Source organism: Corallococcus sp. AS-1-6 (genome assembly GCF_020037015.1).
Classification (GTDB): Bacteria; Myxococcota; Myxococcia; order Myxococcales; family Myxococcaceae; genus Corallococcus.
In genome coordinates this window covers 393,065-410,907 of record NZ_JAIQDE010000001.1, presented here as the reverse complement: position 1 = coordinate 410,907, position 17,843 = coordinate 393,065, and the positions used below count along the sequence as shown (strand labels likewise).

General features: G+C 71.3%; 17 protein-coding genes. 8 read left to right on the top strand and 9 right to left on the bottom strand.

Features of this window, described 5'->3' with window-relative positions:
- Position 1: 1 nt before the first annotated feature.
- The 7 genes from K8612_RS01675 to K8612_RS01645 all read right to left on the bottom strand — a co-directional run bounded on the left by K8612_RS01675 (position 2) and on the right by K8612_RS01645 (position 7,811).
- Positions 2-1,879: a PEGA domain-containing protein gene (locus K8612_RS01675; RefSeq protein ID WP_223761033.1), complete on the bottom strand. Its 1,878-nt coding sequence runs from the start codon at positions 1,877-1,879 to the stop codon at positions 2-4.
- A 67-nt stretch (positions 1,880-1,946) separates the two neighbouring features.
- Entirely contained in the window at positions 1,947-3,293 is a 1,347-nt protein-coding gene (locus K8612_RS01670; RefSeq protein ID WP_373692070.1) for a S41 family peptidase, read from the bottom strand.
- Positions 3,294-3,377: 84 nt separating this feature from the next.
- Positions 3,378-4,238 (bottom strand): alpha/beta fold hydrolase, encoded by an 861-nt coding sequence (locus K8612_RS01665; RefSeq protein ID WP_223761032.1) that lies wholly within the window; start codon positions 4,236-4,238, stop codon positions 3,378-3,380.
- 82 nt (positions 4,239-4,320) lie between these two features.
- On the bottom strand, positions 4,321-5,457 hold the full coding sequence (locus K8612_RS01660; protein WP_223761031.1) for a peptidoglycan DD-metalloendopeptidase family protein: 1,137 nt from the start codon (positions 5,455-5,457) through the stop codon (positions 4,321-4,323).
- An 89-nt stretch (positions 5,458-5,546) separates the two neighbouring features.
- Complete coding sequence (locus tag K8612_RS01655) at positions 5,547-6,449, bottom strand: ABC transporter permease (RefSeq protein WP_223739970.1); 903 nt, start codon at positions 6,447-6,449, stop codon at positions 5,547-5,549.
- On the bottom strand, positions 6,446-7,138 hold the full coding sequence (ftsE, locus tag K8612_RS01650) for a cell division ATP-binding protein FtsE (RefSeq protein ID WP_206876490.1): 693 nt from the start codon (positions 7,136-7,138) through the stop codon (positions 6,446-6,448). The genes K8612_RS01655 and ftsE overlap by 4 nt, the downstream gene beginning before the upstream one ends.
- 100 nt (positions 7,139-7,238) lie before the next feature.
- Positions 7,239-7,811 carry a hypothetical protein gene (locus K8612_RS01645; protein WP_223761030.1) on the bottom strand — a complete coding sequence of 191 codons (573 nt, stop codon included), beginning with the start codon at positions 7,809-7,811 and terminating at the stop codon, positions 7,239-7,241.
- Positions 7,812-8,079: 268 nt separating this feature from the next.
- Here K8612_RS01645 and carF point away from each other — a divergent pair, with 268 nt between their 5' ends.
- On the top strand, positions 8,080-8,937 hold the full coding sequence (gene carF / locus K8612_RS01640) for a plasmanylethanolamine desaturase (RefSeq protein ID WP_223761029.1): 858 nt from the start codon (positions 8,080-8,082) through the stop codon (positions 8,935-8,937).
- Between the two features lie 27 nt (positions 8,938-8,964).
- Here carF and murI read toward each other — a convergent pair whose 3' ends face one another.
- Positions 8,965-9,780: a glutamate racemase gene (gene murI / locus K8612_RS01635; protein WP_223739973.1), complete on the bottom strand. Its 816-nt coding sequence runs from the start codon at positions 9,778-9,780 to the stop codon at positions 8,965-8,967.
- 113 nt (positions 9,781-9,893) lie between these two features.
- Positions 9,894-10,910, bottom strand: a complete 1,017-nt coding sequence (locus K8612_RS01630) for a hypothetical protein (RefSeq protein ID WP_223761028.1) — start codon at positions 10,908-10,910, stop codon at positions 9,894-9,896.
- Positions 10,911-11,064: 154 nt separating this feature from the next.
- Here K8612_RS01630 and K8612_RS01625 point away from each other — a divergent pair, with 154 nt between their 5' ends.
- Genes K8612_RS01625 through K8612_RS01595 form a run of 7 tightly spaced genes read left to right on the top strand, consistent with a single transcriptional unit; the run spans position 11,065 to position 17,821 of the window.
- The gene (locus tag K8612_RS01625; RefSeq protein WP_120622972.1) at positions 11,065-11,781 is read left to right on the top strand and encodes a MotA/TolQ/ExbB proton channel family protein; all 717 of its coding nucleotides are present in this window, start codon (positions 11,065-11,067) and stop codon (positions 11,779-11,781) included.
- 12 nt (positions 11,782-11,793) lie between these two features.
- Positions 11,794-12,273 carry a protein TolR gene (gene tolR / locus K8612_RS01620; protein WP_223739975.1) on the top strand — a complete coding sequence of 160 codons (480 nt, stop codon included), beginning with the start codon at positions 11,794-11,796 and terminating at the stop codon, positions 12,271-12,273.
- A 3-nt stretch (positions 12,274-12,276) separates the two neighbouring features.
- Positions 12,277-13,047 carry a cell envelope integrity protein TolA gene (locus K8612_RS01615; RefSeq protein ID WP_223739976.1) on the top strand — a complete coding sequence of 257 codons (771 nt, stop codon included), beginning with the start codon at positions 12,277-12,279 and terminating at the stop codon, positions 13,045-13,047.
- Positions 13,044-14,333: an LpqB family beta-propeller domain-containing protein gene (locus K8612_RS01610; RefSeq protein ID WP_223761027.1), complete on the top strand. Its 1,290-nt coding sequence runs from the start codon at positions 13,044-13,046 to the stop codon at positions 14,331-14,333. The genes K8612_RS01615 and K8612_RS01610 overlap by 4 nt, the downstream gene beginning before the upstream one ends.
- Before the next feature lie 58 nt (positions 14,334-14,391).
- Positions 14,392-15,588: an aminotransferase class V-fold PLP-dependent enzyme gene (locus K8612_RS01605; protein WP_223739978.1), complete on the top strand. Its 1,197-nt coding sequence runs from the start codon at positions 14,392-14,394 to the stop codon at positions 15,586-15,588.
- A 14-nt stretch (positions 15,589-15,602) separates the two neighbouring features.
- Positions 15,603-16,544 carry a Ppx/GppA phosphatase family protein gene (locus K8612_RS01600; protein WP_223761026.1) on the top strand — a complete coding sequence of 314 codons (942 nt, stop codon included), beginning with the start codon at positions 15,603-15,605 and terminating at the stop codon, positions 16,542-16,544.
- On the top strand, positions 16,541-17,821 hold the full coding sequence (locus K8612_RS01595; protein WP_223761025.1) for an MFS transporter: 1,281 nt from the start codon (positions 16,541-16,543) through the stop codon (positions 17,819-17,821). Before K8612_RS01600 ends, K8612_RS01595 begins: the two co-directional genes overlap by 4 nt.
- Positions 17,822-17,843: the final 22 nt, after the last annotated feature.

Genomic DNA, 17,843 nt, shown 5'->3' with positions numbered 1-17,843 from the left:
GCTAGTAGTTCCGGAGATCGTCTTCGTCGAGCTTGGGGCGCTTCTTCTCTTCCTCGCGCTTGCGCCGGGCCTCTTCCTCCGCCTTGCGCTTCGCCTCCTCGTCCGCCTTGCGCTTCGCCTCTTCCTCCTGCTTGCGGCGGGCCTCCTCCTCCTTCTGGCGCTGCTCCTCCTCGCGCTTGAGGCGGGCCTCCTCCGCGCGCTGGCGCTTCGCCTCGGCCTCGCGCTCCTTGCGCGTCATCTTCTTCGCGGGCGGCGCGGGCGGCGGCGTCGGGGGCGGCTCGAAGACAGGGGGCGGGGGATTGTTCGCCGGAGCCGGCTCGGCGGCGGGCGTGGGCGTGGCGTTCGCCTTGGGGGCCGGCTCCGCCTTGGTGGCGGGCGGGGGCGGCATGGGCAGCGCCTGCTCCAGGGGCTTCTCCTCGCGGACCGGCGCGGCGGCCTTGGCCGGAGGGCTCGCGGGGGCGCTGGACGACGAGCCCCCACCCTTCTTGTAGAACGCCAGGTAGCTGCCGGCGCCCGCGGACACCAGGCCCGCCAGCACGCCGATGTCCGCCACCAGCGCGTACGTCTTGCCGGTGCTCTTCAGGTCCTCCGCGCGCGTGCTGCCCTGCGGCGCGGTCTTGAACGCGTCCGCCTTGGAGGAGGCCTCCAGGCCGAAGTAGATGCCGCCCGCCAGCAGCGCCACGCCCGTGGCGAGCAGCACGTAGCCCGCGGTGCGGCGGCTCACGCCTCCGCCGCTGGCGAAGTGCTTCACCGGCTTGCCGTCCACGCGCGCCGCGTCCTGGCCGACCAGCCCCGTCAGCAGCGCCTCCGAGCCCGTGGCCATCGCCTCGCCGCGCGGCACCTGGCCCAGCGCGTAGGACAGGTTGTGGCCGTCCGCCACGTCCATGCGCAGGCCGGTGACGGTCAGCGGCGCGTTGCCCGGACCGCCGCGCACCAGCAGCGCCAGCACCTGCGGCACGTCCGCGAGCGCGCCCAGCTCCTGCAGCGCCTTGTCCCGCTCCTCGTCGTCGGCGTTCTTCGCGATGCGCTCCACGAGCGCGGCATAGCGCTGCTGCACCGGCAGCTTCGTGAGGGAGAAGGAGGACTCGCCCTCGCGCGCCCGGCCCTCCGTCACGGTGTAGCCCGGCGCCACCAGCGTCACGTAGTGGTCCGCGCGCGTCAGGCCCGTGAGCGCCAGCGGGGACACGCCCCGGTAGGTGCCGTCCACGAACACCTGCGCGGCGGCGGGCTGCGTGCTCACGTTCAGCGTGGCCTGCGCGCCCTCCACCTGCGCCTTGCGCTCCTTCTCCACGAAGGCGACCTCTTCGGGCGGGAAGAAGTTGGGATTGAACGTGGCGCGCGGATCCACCGCGAGCACGCCGCGCATCTCCAGCTCCGCGGCCTTGTTCTCCCCGTTGGCCACCTGCGTCGCGGCCTTCATCACCCGCGCGCGGCTGAGCAGCGGGAACGCGCGCGACAGGTCCGACTGCTCGTAGGCCTTCACCGCCTTGTCGAAGCTCTGGAGCGCCTTCACGGTGTCCAGTTCGTCGTAGGCCTTCGCGCCGTCCTTGAACGCGGCGTTGCCCTCCACGGCCTTCGCCTGACGCGCGCTCGCGCCCTGGGGGTCCAGCGCGTCCGTCAGCCGCACCAGCTCCAGCCGGCCGGAGCGGGCCACGGCCTGCTCCGCCCAGTGCGCCAGCGCCAGCGCCTCACCCTCCAGCGAGGCATCCACGGGAATGGCCACCACCGCCACGCGGGGGCCCGCCGCCGTCGGCAGCGTTCGCGGCATCAGCCGCAGCGGTACGTGTTGCTGCTGCGCGGCGGCGGGGCCCACGGCCAGCACTCCCACCAGCCAGCCACTGAGCGTCGCGTGCAGCGCGCGATTGAAAGGACGTCGCATCCGGTCTCCCTCGTTGCTGTGCGCATTACACGCACTGCGAGGCGGAACGCCACCTCGAAAGGGGGTTTCAGCGACCCGCGGTGCTCCCGGTGGCCCGGGACGCGGGCCCTGGCGCCAACCCATGGAGGTAGTTGAGCGCCACCTTCAGTTGTGGATCCGCGAGCTTCGCCGTCACCGCCCAGTCCTTCAGGTTCGCGGGCAGGGTCCGGGGCTGGGTGGCGACCTCCGACGTCGTCTGGGACGGCTCCGCCTTGAAGTGGCGGCGCAGGTCCTTCTCCCGGGGCGCCTCGCTCGCCGCCTTCCCGGAGGCGTCCTCCGGCACCAGGAAGTCCGGGGTGATGCCCTTCTCCTGGATGCTGCGGCCCTTGGGCGTGTAGTAGCGCGCGATGGTGAGCTTCAGGCCGGAGCCGTCCTCCAGTTCGATGATGGTCTGCACGCTGCCCTTGCCGAAGGTCTGCGTGCCCATGATGACCGCGCGGCCGTGGTCCTGGAGCGCGCCCGCGACGATCTCCGACGCGGAGGCGCTGCCCGCGTTGACCAGCACCACCAGCGGGTAGTCCTTCTCCGTGTCGCGGTCGCGGCTCCTCTCCTCGGAGGCGTTGCGGCCGTCCCGCCCGCGCGTGGACACGATGGGCAGGTTGCCCGGCAGGAAGCGGTCGCTCATGGCCACGGCCTGATCCAACAGGCCACCGGGGTTGTTGCGCAGGTCCAGCACCAGCCCGTCCAGCTCCCTGCCGCCGTTGAGCGCGCGCAGCCGGTCCAGCTCCTTCTTCAGTGACTGGTCCGTGCGGTCCTGGAAGTTCTTCACCTTCACGTGACCGATGCCGTCGTAGAGCGCGCTCTCCACGGACACGATGCGGATGTGGTCGCGCAGGATGGCCAGCTCCCGGGGCGCGTTGAAGCCCGCGCGCATGAGCGTGAGCAGCACGCGGCCCCCCGCCGGCCCGCGCATCTTCTGGAGCGCGCGGCCCAGGTCCATGCCCTGGGTGCTCTCCCCGTCGATGGCGAGCAGCTCGTCCCCGGCCTTGATGCCCGCGCGCGCCGCGGGCGTGTCGTCGATGGGCGCCACCACCACCAGCCGGTCGCCCTTGCGCGCGATTTCAATGCCCAGGCCGCCGAACTCGCCGGACGTGTCGATCTTCATCTCCCGGAAGACCTCCGGAGGCATGAAGACGGTGTGCGGATCCAACGTGTCGAGCATCCCCTGGATGGCGCCCTGGATGAGCGTCTTGCGGTCCACGCTCTCCACGTAGTTGTTCTCCACGTAGGAGAGCACCCGCGCGAACAGCTCCAGTTGGCGGTACGCGGACTCCTCCCGGTCGGCCGCGTCCCCCGGCTTCTGCGCGAGCACGGGCGCGCCCCACAACAGGAGCGCGGCGAATCCCACGCGCCACGGCTTCGGGAAACGGGTCACGGGAGCGCGTCCTCGGGGGTCGGGTGGAAGGGGCCGTCGCAAGGCCCCCGAGTCTACACCCGGCCCGCCGGACGATTCCCGCCCTTAGAGGCGGGTCCGGTCCGCGAAGCCCACCAGGTGGGACACGAACGCGTCCGGCCGCTCCATCTGCGGCACGTGGCCGAAGCCCTCCACCACGTGCACCTCCGCCTGGGCGGGCAGGTGCTGCCGGTACCAGGCGAGGATCTCCGGCGGCAGGAGCCGCTCGCTGCCGCCCCACAGGAAGAGCACCGGCATCTTCAGGTCCCGCACCGCCTGGGGCGCGATGCTCGCCTGCGTCGCGAGCGCGTCCGCCGCGAGCGCCTGCACCGTGGGCGTCGTGTAGAGCTTGCGCAGCGCCGGCGCGAGCAGCAGCGCGCCCAGGGGCGGCTGGTGGAAGAGCTTGCGCGTCAGGGCGCGGACGTCCGCGCTCGACTTCACCGCGAAGTGCCCCAGCAGCGCCGACAGCGCCTGCGGCGTCAGCTCCGCGCCCGCGGGGGCCACCAGCGCCAGCGCCTTCACCCAGGCCGCATGCTCGGAGGCTAGGTTGACGGCCATGGCCCCGCCCAGCGAGTTGCCCACCACGAGGGCGGGCGTCTTCACCACGTCCTCGAAGTAGGCGCGCAGCACGTCGAACTGGCTGCGCACGCAGGTGGGGCCGCCGCAGTACTCGCCGGAGAAGCCGTGGCCCGGCAGGTCCGGCGCGAGCACGCGGGAGAAGCGCTTCGCCAGCCCGAAGAACGTGCGGCCGAAGCCGTTGGCGGATCCGCCCAGCCCGTGCACCAGCACCACCGGAGGCCCCTTGCCCTGCCCCTCCAGCGCGTAGTGGTGCACCGCCTGCCCACCCACGCTCACCATCTCCGACGCCACGCCCCGCGCCACCAGCACGCGGCGCATCGCTTCCTGCATCCCACCCATCAGGTCCACGCGAGGGCCTCCTTCGTCCACCAATGACCACCCACTTCTAACGCGCCCGCCCCTTGGACGCAGCGCATCAGAGCGGACAGTGTCACGGCGCCCCGGCAGCCGCGGTGGCTGGGGCCAGCCAGGGGGCGGGGTCGACAGCCTGCCCGGCGCGGCGGACCTCGAAGTACAGGTAGGCGCCCTTGAGGGAGCCGGTGTCCCCCACCTCCCCCACCACGTCCCCCGGGGCCACGCGAGCGCCCACGGCGACGGCGATGGTGGAGAGGTGGGCGACCAGGGTGTGGAAGTCGTCGCCGTGGTCGACGATGAGCAGGTTGCCGTAGCCGCGCAGCCAGCCCGCGTAGACGACGGTCCCTTCCGCCACCGCGTGCACGGGGGTGCCCGCCGGGGCGCGGATGTCCACGCCCTTCTGCACGGTGACGGTGTTGAAGCGCGGGTTCACCACGCGGCCGAAGCCCACCTCCACGATGCCGGCCACGGGCCGGGGCAGCTTGCCCTTCAGCGCGCCGAAGCCGCTCGTCGCGGGGGCCTCGTGCAGGTCCGCCAGCATGCGGGCGAGCTCCGCGTCCGCGCCCTCCAGCTCGCGCACGGCGCGCTTCGCCAGCTCCGCCTCGCCGGCCAGCCTCCCCACCACCTCCTCCAGCGCCTCCTGCTGCGCCTGGGCCTGCTTGGACTGCTGCTGGAGGAAGGCCACGCGCTGCGCCAGGGACGTGTGCAGCCGCTTCAGCTCCAGCGTCGCCTGCCGCTGGAGGGTGGCCACGTGCTGCACGGTGCGCAGGAGCTCCAGGTCGCCCGCCATGCTGGCCTCCAGCGCGCGGGCGCGCCACATGAGCGCGGCGAAGTCGTCCGCGGACAGGAGCACCTCCAGCGGGCGGCGGCGCTGGAGCCGGTACAGGGTGCGCAGGCGCGGGGACAGCCGGCGCAACTGGGCGCGCAGGGCCTCGCGCAGCACGGCCTCCTCGCGCTCCGCGAGCGCGACGCGGCGGCGGAAGAGGTTCAGGTCGCCCTCCAGCGCGCGCACGCGGCGGCGGGAGAAGGCGGCCATGTCCTCCATCAGCTCCATGCCCTCCAGCACGGAGAGCTTCTTCGCCTCCACCAGGGCCAGCGTCGCGCGCTGCGCGGCCAGCTTCTCTCGGATGGCCGCGCGCTCCGACTCCTCGTCATGCTGGGCGAACGCGGCGCTCGCGCACAGCAGCGCCCAGAGCCACGTGAAGCGCCGCATGCGCGAGGACAGCGCTCCGCCGCGACGCCAGGGATGCGCCGCCCCGAGACGCGACCACAGCCCTGCCGCGGTGCCCTCCGCGCCCGGTCTCATACGCGCAGGAAGCGCCCCACCGCGACGAAGCTGCCGCCCAGCCCCAGCGCGCAGCCGGCCGCGAGCAGCTCCAGCGCGGTGCGCGTCTCCACCCACGGCGCGGCCACGCCCGGCCCCAGGAGGAACGCGAAGAGCGAGCCCAGCGTGGGCCCCAGAAGCCGCCCGAAGAGCCACAGCCCGCCCACCGCCAGCAGCGCGCCCAGCAGCCCCTGCAGCAGCCCCTCCAGGAGGAACGGCGCCTTCACGAAGCGGTCCGTGGCGCCCACCAGCTTCTGGATTTCAATCTCCTCGCGCCGCGAATAGATGGCCAGTTGGAGCGTGGCCGCGACGATGACGATGGTCGTCCCCAGCACCACCACCAGCGCCACCAGCGCCCCGAAGCTCAGCGCGCGGGCGATGGCGGACAGCCGCTCCACCGCGGCCTCGCCGTAGTCCACGCCGGTGACGCCGGGCAGCGCGCGCAGCTCCTTCGCCAGCGCCGCCAGCGCCGCGGGGGAGCGGCGAGCCTCCGGCACGCGCAGCTCCAGCGTCGCGGGCAGCGGGTTCTCCGGCAGCTCCGACAGCGCCTCGCCCAGGTCGCCCAGCTCGCTCCTGAGCCGCTTGAGCGCCGCCTCCGGCGGCACCACCGTCACCTCGCCGTGGCTCAGCTCCACCACGCGCGTGTGGACGCCGTGCACCTCGTCCTCGCCCAGTTGCGGCGCCAGGTAGAGCGTCACCTCCACCTCGCCGCCCAGCGACGCGAGCAGGTTGTCCACCACGTGCGACGCGCCCCGCGCCAGCCCCGCCGCGAACAGCGCGATGGCGATGGTGGACACGGCGATGAAGTGCACGAAGGGCGAGTGCTTCAGCCCCCCGGCCGCCGAGCGCCAGAAGTAGGCCGCCTTCGACAGCACGCTCATACCAGCATCCGCCGCGCCGCCTTGACGCCGTCCTCGTCGGAGACGATGAGCCCGCGCTCCAGGCGCACCGTGCGCTTCTGGTAGCGCGACAGGAGCGTGGCGTCGTGCGTGGCCACCATCACCGTGGTGCCCCGGATGTTGATGTCCGTGAGCAGGTCCATGATTTCAACGGTGAGCGCCGGGTCCAGGTTGCCCGTGGGCTCGTCCGCCAGGAGGATGGTGGGGTCGTTCACCAGCGCGCGCGCGATGACCACGCGCTGCTGCTCTCCACCGGACAGCCGCAGGGGCAGCGAGTTCGCCTTGTGCTCCAGCCCCACCCGCTTGAGCATCCGGAGCACCTTCTCCCGCGCCTCCGGGCGGGGCACGCCCAGCACGTCCAGCGTGAAGCCCACGTTGTCCGCGACGCTGCGGTGGGGCAGGAGCTTGAAGTCCTGGAACACCACGCCGATGTTGCGCCGCAGGTACGGCACCGCCGACTCGCGGATGCGCGCGATGTTCTTGCCGCCCACCAATATCTGCCCCTTGGTGGCCTTCTCCCCGCAGAAGATGAGCTTGAGCAGCGTCGTCTTCCCGGCGCCGGACGGGCCGGTGAGGAAGACGAACTCGCCCTTCTCCACGTTCAGGTTGATGTCCTGCAACACCGGCGGATCGCCGGGATACGCCTTGTAGACGTGGAAGAACTGGATCATGACCGGAGAAGCGCGAGCCCTCCGGGCAGCGTACCACGCCCCCGGAGCCCGCCCAGGAACGGGCCGGGCGTGGCCAGGGGGTGGCACCGCGGGTGCGGCCTTAGGAGGGCTCGCCCTCGCTCGCCAGGTAGCTGAGGATGACCTCGTCCAGGCTCTTCTCGGAGATGAGGTCCTCTCCGAAGAGCGTCTCCACGCCCACCTCGTTGATGCGCGGCTTCTCCTTGAGGGCGCGCGCGGCGGCCACTTCCGGAGGGAGCTGCGAGCCGGTCGCCGCGGCGGGCGGCGGAGGCGGCGTGGGGGGGCGCGGCTGCGCGGGCGCTTGCGGCGGCAGCTTCGGCTGCGCGGCCATCTCCGCGTCCGTGGCGAGCTGACCCGGCTGGTACGAACGGACCGTGGACTCGTAGTTGTCGTACACGCCGTTGATGAGGTTGCGCAGCATCTCCTTGTGCTGCTCCTCCATCAACTCGCGCACGACCTCCGCCAGGTTCTCCGCGTTGAGGATGTCCGCGTAGGACGTCTTCTTGGACGCGAGGATGTTCCCGCCCACGAACAGGTGGGTGATGATGTGGGGGTTGTTGACGCCCGAGTCCTCGGTCTGGACGTGGTAGACCTTCCCCTTGTGCTTGATGTTGTGATTGAAGCCGGTGACGGCTTTTTCGAAGGTTTTCGCCATTGCCGAGGTCGGGCACCGTAGCAGCGGGGTCCAGGCTTCACAAGGTAAGCGTCACGCGTCCCGCACCTCTTTTACGCGTGCCTGCCCGCTTCCCGGGGTGTGCGTCCGCCACCTCCCGCGACGCTCGGTGTACGGATCCGCACGGGGACACCAGCCTGGCGGGCATGGGCGCCTCTGTTGAAAAGCCGAAACGCCCTGGGGTACGTAAACCCCTCTGACGATCGCGCCGTCAGTCCCTTCCTCCCTGCCGCGGACCGGAACACCACCGATGAAGAAGCCGGACACCATCGCGGACAAGGTCCGCCTGCAGGATGCCCAGGCGCTCGCGCAGGGCTACTCGCCCGCCATCCGCGCCATGGAGATCGCCTCCATCATCGCGTTCGTGGGCCTGGAGAGCGCGCTCGTCTACAAGCTCTGGAGCACCCACCACACCGGGCCGTGGATGCTGACCCTGGCGGTGGTGCTGGGCTACCTGGCCGCGGACTTCGTGTCCGGCGTGGTCCACTGGATGGGCGACACGTGGGGCTCCACGGAGATGCCCATCCTGGGCAAGGCGTTCATCCGCCCCTTCCGCGAGCACCACGTGGACGAGAAGGCCATCACCCGCCACGACTTCGTGGAGACCAACGGCAACAACTGCCTGGTGTCGCTGCCGGTGGCGGCGCTGGCGGTGGCCATCCCGCTCGCCGGCCCGGGCTGGGTGTTCCTGGCCGCGTTCCTGGGCGCGATGATCTTCTGGGTGATGGCGACCAACCAGTTCCACAAGTGGTCGCACCTGGATGAGCCGCCCGCGATCATCGGCTTCCTGCAGCGCGTGCACCTCATCCTGCCGCCGGACCACCACCGCATCCACCACACCAAGCCCTTCAACCAGTACTACTGCATCACCGTGGGCTGGATGAACCGGCCGCTGAAGGTGATCCACTTCTTCCCGCTGATGGAGCGGCTCATCACCTGGGCCACCGGCCAGCTTCCGCGCCAGGACGACATCGGCACGGAGGCCGCCCAGGCGCTCGTCGCCGTGGACGGCGCCCAGGAGCTGCCCGTCCTCCAGGCCGCCAAGGAGCTGCTCAAGTCCTCCGCGGAGGAGCCCACGGCGAGCGTCTCCACGCCCCCCGTGCGCTGAGGGCCGGGCCAGGGGCGGCCAGGCCGCCTAGAAGCGCAGGTCCACCTGCTCCGCGGAAGGGATGGGGCGCCCCAGGAAGCGGGCCCCCACCTCCACGAAGCGCTCCGGCACGTCGGTGACGAAGAAGGCGTGCTCGGGCGCGCCCACGGACGCTGGCGCCAGGAGGTCCTTCTCCCCCAGGAGCCGCGCCACCGCCTCCGCCGTGGCCTCCGCCGAGTCCACCAGCGACACGTGCGGCCCCACGACCTCCGCGATGACGCCCTTGAGCAGCGGGTAGTGGGTGCAGCCCAGCACCAGCGTGTCCACCCCGTCGCGCGCGAAGCCGGCCAGGTACTCGCGGGCCACCAGCAGCGGCACGTCGCCGTGGGTCCACCCCTCTTCCGCCAGGGGCACGAAGAGCGGGCACGCCTTCGCCTTCACCGAGACCTTCGGGTCTCCCGCCTCCAGCGCGCGCTGGTACGCGCCGGAGCGCACGGTGCCCGGCGTCCCGATGACGCCCACCCCGCCGCCCCGGGTGCGCTGGAGCGCCGTGCGGGCCCCGGGCTCAATCACGCCCAGCACCGGCACCGGCAGCGCGGCCTGGAGGGCGGGCAGCGCCGCGGCGGAGGCCGTGTTGCACGCCACCACCAGCAGCTTGATGCCGCGCTCCAGGAGGAACTCCGCGTTCTTCAGCGAGTAGCGCGTCACCACCTCGCCGGACTTGGTGCCGTAGGGCACGCGCGCCGTGTCCCCCAGGTACAGCGTGCGCTCGTGGGGGAGCCGCGCCATGAGCGCCTTGAGGACCGTGAGGCCTCCGATGCCGGAGTCGAACACGCCGATGGGACCGTGGCTGTCTTGCCGCATGGGGTGAGTCCCTATCACGTTTGATGCCAACGCCCCCTGGAACGCACGAAGGGCCGGAAGCCTGGAAGGCCTCCGACCCTTTCGTGCGGCCCGTTCCGGGTGGGCCCCAGCGACTACTGCACGCGGTCGAGCGGAGCGATGGCGGCCTCCGACGCGCTGGGGAAGTCGTGGGCGTAGACGCGCAGGCTCAGCATGTCCGCACCCCGGGGCGAGATGTAGCGCCGGCCGCCCGTGCCGTTCGCCTGCAGCGACACGAAGTACTCACCGGGGCGCAGGAACTCGAAGATGGCCGGGGACTCGTTGCAGGAGAACCACTGGCCCGCCTCGCCGTAGACCCACTCGTTGGTGTGCACGTCCTGGAAGTTGATGCCCACCTCCGCCACGCCGGCCTGCCCGCAGCTCAGCCGCGTGGCGCCTTCATAGAGCTGCCAGCCCACCGCGGCGCCGCCAATGACCCAGGTGTTCGCCGTGATGGACGCCGGGATGCCGGCCTGCGAGGTGAAGCCGCCGCCGTAGTAGTAGAGCGGCCGCTCGTACGCGTCGACGCCGACGACCTCCAGGTAGTGCTGCCCGGGGGCGAGCTCCGGCGTCTCCACGTAGCGGCCCTGGCTGCCCTCGTTGCAGTTGAAGCGCCCCCACGGGCCGTCATCCACGCGGGCATCCACATAGGCCACGCCGGCCTGGCCGCAGGTGGGGTAGGACGTGCCCGCCTCCGTGGGGAACAGCCAGTTCACATAGGCGTAGGAGGTGGCGCCGGTGCGGCCCGTGTTGAAGTTGATGGGCACGGCCACGTTGCCGTCCACCGTGAAGGTCCCGCGGTACGAGTAGACGGCCACGCCGTCGTAGTCCACCGCCTCCGCGCTGAACGAGTACGTGCCGGGCGCGAAGTCGTGCAGGACGATGCCGTCGAAGCCGTTCGCCGAGCAGGGATACTGGCCGCCATTCTCCAGGATCTCCCCGTCGATGTAGATGTCCACCCCGTCGATGTTCCGCATCTGGCCGCAGGTGGCGCCGTCGAAGCTCCACGACATCCGCACGTCACCGGGGTAGCGCGGGTGGTTGCTTTCAACGATGCAGCCGGTGAGGCCAGAGGAGAGACAGAGGAATGCGGCGAGCGTTCTCGCGTTCATGATGGGCATCCGTGGTTCGGGATGGTTGAGGTCGTCGGCCCGGAACAACCCTCCAGACGACCAACCCCGGGAATTATTCAGTGCCGTCCAAAGCAACCGGGCGTCGTAAGCGGGTTTGACCCACCCGAGGACGGAATGTTACGCGCTGGACCCCATGATACCCCACCTGCCCCTGGCCTTTGGCGCCATGAACTACGTGGAGATCATCCGCGACGCGTCGTTCATCGAGCTCGCGGTGCTCCTCCTCCTCATGGGCGTGTCGGTCGCCTCCTGGGCCCTCATCGCCATGAAGGCCACCCAGTTGTCGCGTGCTCGCGCCCAGTCGCTCACCTTTCTAGACACGTTCTGGAAGGCGTCCCGGTTGGAGGCCATCTACCAGTCCGCCCAGAAGCTGGAGGGCTCGCCGCTGTCGAAGGTGTTCTGCGCGGGCTACGAGGAGCTGAGCAAGCTGGCGCAGACGGGGACCCAGGACGGCGGCGCCGAGGCCGCGATGAGCGCCAAGCTGGGCGGCATCGAGAACGTGGAGCGCGCGCTCAACCGCGCGGCCACGGCGCAGATCACGGAGCTGGAGAACCGCGTGTCCTTCCTGGGCACGGTGGGCGCCGCGTCGCCATTCGTGGGGCTGTTCGGCACGGTGATTGGCATCCTGGGCGCGTTCAACAACATCGCGGAGCAGGGCAACGCGACGCTGGCCACGGTGGCCGCGCCGGTGGGCAACGCGCTGTTCGCCACGGCGGCGGGGCTGTTCGCGGCCATCCCGGCGGTGGTCGCGTACAACTCGTTCGTCAGCCGCATCAAGGTCTTCGACACGGAGATGTCCAACTTCTCCGCGGACTTCCTCAACATCATCAAGCGGCACTTCTTCCGCTAGGGGACCCGTCACATGGGCATGGGCGGAGGCAAGGGCGGCGGTGGCCGCACCACCATGAGCGAGATCAACGTCACGCCCATGGTGGACGTGATGCTGGTGCTGCTCATCATCTTCATGGTGACGGCGCCCCTCATCCAGCAGGGCGTGAAGGTGAACCTCCCTGAGACGAAGGCGGCCCCGGTGGAGGCGACGGAGAAGAAGGTCGTCCTCTCCATCGACGCGGGGCGCAAGGTCTACATCGGGGACGCGGAGGTCGCGCTGGAGGAGCTGGAGACGAAGCTCGCCGCCAACGCCAAGGCGCAGGCGGACAAGGAAGTGTATCTGCACGCGGACCGGGACGTGCCGTACGGCGTGGTGGTGGAGGTGATGGCCGCGGCCCAGCGCGCGGGCATCTCCAACGTGGGGATGATCACGGAACCCGCCACGGGCTCCAAGGCGTCCAACTCCGGCAAGGCCCCCGCCAAGGGCAAGCCCAAGGAGGCGAAGCGCTAGCCCATGAGTTCCGCGGTCTCCCACAGCCTGCTGGTTTCACGGCCCACGCGGCTGTCGCGCTTCCTCGTCGTCTCCGTGGTCGGGCACGTGGCGGTGGTCGCGGCGGCGCTCCTCTACGCGAACTTCACGTCCGCGCCGAAGGTGAACCTGGACCAGAAGCCCATCAACGCGTCGCTGGTGCGGCTGGGCAAGCCGCGCGACCCCAAGCTCCTGCCGCGCAAGGAGGTGGCGCAGCCGCCGCCCAAGGAGGTCGTGGCCAAGCCCACGCCCACGCCTCCCGCGGAGACTCCCGCGCCCTCCCCCGCCGCCGTGGCGGTGCCCGGCGTGAAGCCCGCCCCGGCGCCCGCGCCCCAGAAGGGGGAGGCGAGCGCGGAGGACCGGCGCAAGAAGCTCTTCGGCGCGTTCGACAAGTCCGCGAAGCCCACGGAGCCGGAGGAGCTGGAGGGCGCCGAGGACGGCGACCCGGACGGTGACTCCGCGGTGGCGGAGGGCGAGCGGTACTACGGCCTCCTGAAGTCCCAGGTGCGCCGTCACTACAACGTGGCGGACACCATCCCCGACGCGGAGCGCCTGTACCTCAAGGCGCAGGTGGCCATGAGGCTGGGCCGCGCGGGCGAAGTGCTGGACGTGAGCCTGGCCAAGGCCAGCGGCAACGAGCTGTTCGACGCGGCGGTGGTGGCCGCCGTGCGCAAGGCATCTCCCTTCTCTCCTCCCCCCGACGCGCTTCGCGACGCGCTCCAGAAGAACGGCGTCGTCCTGGTGTTCAGCCCATGAAAGCCCTCCTGCTGTCGCTCCTCCTCGTCCCCGCGCTGGTGCTGGCGCAGGCGCCCGTCATCGAAATCTCCGGCGCGAACTTCCGCCCGCTGCCGCTCGCGGCCCCCGCGCCCGTGGTGCAGGAGGGCGCGGACAGGAAGTCCGCGCAGACCTTCGACTCCGCCTTCACGTACGACCTCACCGCCTCCGGCATCTTCCAGGTGCTGGACCGCGCGGGCTTCACCGCGGACGCCAAGGAGGGCATGACGGCGGGCAGCATCAACTTCAGCCGCTGGGCGGACGTGGGCGCGGAGTCGCTGGTGAAGGTGTCGCTCGCGCAGGACGGCGGCGCGCTGCGCGGCGAGTTGCGCCTGTTCAGCGTGGCCACGGGCAAGGAGGAGCTGAAGGTGGCCAAGGACGCGCCGGCCGGTGAGCCCCGGCAGTTGGCGCACGCGCTGGCGGACGCGCTCTACCGGCACTTCACCCGCGAGGCGAGCCCCTTCCTGTCGCGCATCACCTACGTGCGCAAGGCGGGCGCCAACCGCGACGTGTACGTGGCGGACTGGGACGGCATGAACGCGCAGGCGCTCACCAGGGGCGGCACGCACATCCTCCCCACGCTCAGCCCGTCCGGCCAGGTGGCCTACACGTCCTACCGGAAGAACCGGCCGGACATCTACGTGCAGTCCCCCGGCGGCGAGGCGAAGCCGCTGGTGACCGAAGGCCAGATGGCCACGGGCATCGCGTACTCGCCGGACGGCAAGCGCATCGCCTACGCGCTGGCGGAGGGTGAGAGCGCGCAGATCTACGTCGCCTCGGCGGACGGCTCCGGCGCGAAGGCCGTCACGGACACGCCCTACGGCCTCAACACCAGCCCCACCTGGTCGCCGGACGGCAAGCGCATCGCATTCGTGTCCAACCGGGGCGGCAGCCCGCAGGTGTACGTGATGAACGCGGACGGCTCCGGCGTGAAGCGGCTCACCTTCCAGGGCAACTACAACCAGACGCCGGACTGGTCGCCGCGCGGGGACCTCATCGCCTTCACCGCGCGCGACGAGCGCAACGCCTTCGACCTCTTCACCGTCAACGTGGACACGGGCAAGGTGACGCGCCTCACGCAGGACCAGGGCAACAACGAGGAGCCCACGTTCTCCGCCAACGGCCGGCTCATCATGTTCAGCACCAACCGCAACGGCGGCGCGCACCTGTGGGTGATGACCTCCGACGGCAACAACCAGGTGCCGCTGCCCATGGAGAAGGGCTACTGGCTGACCCCGGACTGGGGCACCGCCCCGGCTTCGAAGTAGTCCGCCACGGCGGGCGTCCGTTGACAGGGGGGACGCGCCGGAGTGCATTGCGCGCTCCATGAGCGCTCCCCTCCCCGCCCACAAGGCCCACTGGGGGTTGGACCCCCAGGTCGTCTTCCTCAACCACGGCTCGTTCGGCGCCTGCCCCACGGCGGTGCTCCAGCACCAGTCGGAGCTGCGGGCGCGGCTGGAGGCGGAGCCCGTGCGCTTCCTGGCCCGCGAGGCGGAGCCGCTCCTGGACGAGGCGCGCGCGGTGCTCGCGGCCTTCGTGGGCGCGGACGCGGAGGACCTGGCGTTCGTGTCCAACGCCACCACGGGCGTGAACACCGTGCTGCGCAACCTGCGCTTCCAGCCCGGCGACGAGCTGCTCACCACCGACAACGAATACAACGCGTCCAGGAACGCGCTGGACGTGGCCGCCGCGGAGCAGGGCGTGAAGGTGGTGGTGGCGAAGCTGCCCTGGCCGGTGACTTCGCCGGAGTCCGTGGTGGACGCGGTGATGGCTCAGGTGACGCCGCGCACGCGGCTGTTGCTCGTGGACCACATCACCAGCCAGACGGCGCTGGTCATGCCGCTGGCGGAGCTGGTGCGCCGCATGCGCGAGCGGGGCGTGGAGACGCTGGTGGACGGCGCGCACGGCCCGGGCATGGTGCCGCTGGCGCTCCAGGCGCTGGGCGCGGCGTACTACACGGGCAACTGCCACAAGTGGCTGTGCGCGCCCAAGGGCGCCGCGTTCCTGTACGTGCGCCGCGACCTGCAGCCGGGCTTCAAGCCGCTGGTGGTGAGCCACGGGCACAACTCGCCGCGCACGGACCGCTCGCGCTTCCGGCTGGAGTTCGACTGGGTGGGCACGCTCGACCCCACGCCCTTCCTGTGCATCCCCACCGCCCTGCGCGTCGTGGGCGGGCTGGTCCCGGGCGGGTGGCCGGAGGTGATGGAGTCCAACCGGGAGAAGGTGCTGGCGGCCCGGCGGCGGCTGGACGCGAAGCTGGGCAACGCGGCGCCGCTGTGCCCGGAGTCCATGGTGGGCAGCATGGCGTGCGTGGCCCTGCCGGACGGCTTCCCGGAGCGCCCCGAGCCGCCGCTCTACGTGGACCCCCTCCACGTGCGCCTGTTCGAGGAGCACCACATCGAGATCCCCGTCACCGCCTGGCCCCGGGCGCCCCGGCGGCACCTGCGGCTGTCCGCGCAGCTCTACAACACCCCGGCGGACTACGAGGCCCTGGCGCGCGCTTTGGAAGCGCTGCTGCGTTGAGTAGTGTTCGCGGCATGCCTCGCTTCGCATCCATCGATATCGGGACCAACTCCGTGCTGCTGCTGGTGGCGGACCGCCAGCCGGACGGGCGCTTCCAGGCCGTGGTGGAGCGCGCGGAGATCACCCGCCTGGGCCGGGGCGTGGACACGAGCCGCGTGCTGTCCTCCGAAGGCATGGAGGCCACGCTCTCCGTGCTGGTGGCCTTCGCCAACGAGGCCCGCGAGCTGGGCGCGGAAGCCATCGCCGTGTCCGCCACCAGCGCCGCGCGCGACGCGAAGAACGGCGCGGACTTCATCGCGCAGGCCAAGGCCCGCGCGGACGTGACGGTGGAGATCATCCCCGGGGAGATGGAGGCGCAGTTGTCCTTCGCGGCGGTGGCCCAGGACTTCGCCACCGAGGCCGCGGGGCCGCTGCTGGTGGTGGACATCGGCGGCGGGTCCACGGAGTTCATCTACGGCAGCGACGCGGGCACGGTCGCCTTCCGCCACAGCTTCGACGTGGGCGCCGTGCGGCTCACGGAGCGCTACGTGCGCACCGACCCGCTGTCCCCGGATGAGCGCGGCGGCATCGAGGCGCACCTGCGCGACACCTTCTCCGCCCTGCCCCCGCCGCCCCCGGGCGCGTTGCTGGTGGGCGTGGCCGGCACGGTGACGACGCTGTACGCCGTGCGGCACCAGATGGCGACCTACGACGCGGAGGCGGTCCACGGCGGCACGCTGTCCCGGGGCGAACTGGACGCGCTCACGGACCAACTGTGCGCCATGCCCCTGGACGCGCGGCGGACGCTGCCCGGCCTCCAGCCCAAGCGCGCGGACGTCATCCCCGCGGGGGCCCTCATCCTGCGCGAAGCGGTGAAGGCGCTGGGCCTGGATGCGTGCCGCGTGAGCGACCGCGGCCTGCGCTGGGGCCTGCTGGCGTACCGCTTCGGCTCCAGCTCCGGCGCCCCCCGCTCATGAACGCCTCCTCCCCCGTCGCTCCGTCCCGCTCGCACGCCACGCAGTCCGTGCGCGCGGGCTACGCGCTGTTCATCCTCACGCTGATCAACCTGGTCAACTACCTCGACCGGTACATCATCGCCGTCGCGCTGCCGGAGATTCAGAAGGACTTCGGCATCAACGACGCGCAGTCCGGCCTGCTGGGCACCGTCTTCATCATCGTGTTCATGCTGGCGTCGCCCCTGGGCGGCTTCCTGGGGGACCGCATCCCCCGCCGGCTCCTGGTCGCGGGCGGCGTCATCCTGTGGAGCCTGGCCACGGGGGCCAGCGGCCTGGCGTCCAGCTTCACGGCGCTCCTGCTGGCGCGCGCGGTGATTGGCATTGGAGAGGCGGGCTATGGCGCGGTGGCGCCGTCCATCATCTCCGACCTGTATCCGCGCGAGCAGCGCACGCGGATGCTGTCGTACTTCTACATCGCCATCCCGGTGGGCTCCGCCATGGGCTACGGCCTGGGCGGGTGGCTGACGCAGACGTATTCGTGGCACGCGGCGTTCTTCGCGGGCGGCGTGCCGGGGCTCGTGCTGGGCGCCATGGCCTTCTTCATGCCGGAGCCCCAGCGCGGCGCCATGGACGGGCCGGACGCGGCGGTGAAGCTGCCCTTCATGGAGGGCCTCAAGGGGCTGGGCCGCAACATGGCCTTCTGGGCCACGACGGCGGGCTACACGCTGATGACGTTCTCCATTGGCGGCCTGGCGTTCTGGATGCCCACGTACCTGGTGCGTGAGCGGCAACTGTGGCTGGAGCACCCGGGCCGCGTGGGCCTGGTGTTCGGCGCCATCACGGCGGTGGCGGGCCTCACCGGCACCGTGGCCGGCGGCTTGCTGGGCGACAAGATGGACCGCAAGCGCGCGGGCGGCGGGCTGTGGCTGTCCGGCATTGGCCTGATGCTCGCGGCGCCGTGCATGTACCTGGCGGTGAACCTGAAGGACACGACGCTGACGTTCGCGGCCATCGGCGTGGCGCAGTTCCTCATCTTCCTCAACAGCGGCCCCATCAACGCGGCCATCGTCAACTGCGTGCCGCCCGCGTTCCGCGCCTTCGCCATGGGCCTCAACGTGCTGTGCATCCACATGCTGGGCGACGCCATCTCGCCCACGCTCATCGGGCAGATCGCCGACATGTCCAGCCTCCACACCGCCATCGCCATCAACGCGGTGCCGGTGCTGCTGGGCGGCCTGGCGCTGCTCGTGGGCGCGAGGCTGTTCCGGGACGCCGTGCCCCGCGCGCAGCAGGTTTGAGTTGAAACGCCCGGGCCCGGAG